This window comes from Clostridium sp. MCC344, assembly GCF_018785365.1.
Taxonomy (GTDB): domain Bacteria; phylum Bacillota; class Clostridia; order Lachnospirales; family Lachnospiraceae; genus Pilosibacter.
On record NZ_WQPQ01000127.1, the window covers coordinates 1 to 291 of the forward strand.

The 291-nt window shown below is 47.8% G+C and carries 1 pseudogene; it reads left to right on the forward strand.

The features are described 5' to 3' along the window. Positions 1-40 precede the first annotated feature (40 nt). Positions 41-291, forward strand: a pseudogene (locus GPK90_RS18800) (sigma-70 family RNA polymerase sigma factor); the annotation flags it as partial.

The window sequence follows — 291 nt, forward strand, 5'->3', positions numbered from 1 at the left end:
TTCGGTCACTCGTCAACCAACAACCGAAACGGAGGTCAATATGGCTATTATCAATTTGCGGGACTATTACCCATTCTATACATCGGATTGCTTCATGGAAGTATCGGAAGAAGTTGCAGAAATGTTCAAAGAGTTTGATCGTAAAGAGGCTGCCTACCGGCTGCGTACATACCGCCACAAAGCCTACTATTCCCTTGATCGGGATGACGGGCTGGAGCATGAAGCTCTCTTTGTCGCCTTATCTCCCCATGAACTGTATGAGCGGAAAGTGACCATGCAGGAGCTTCATGC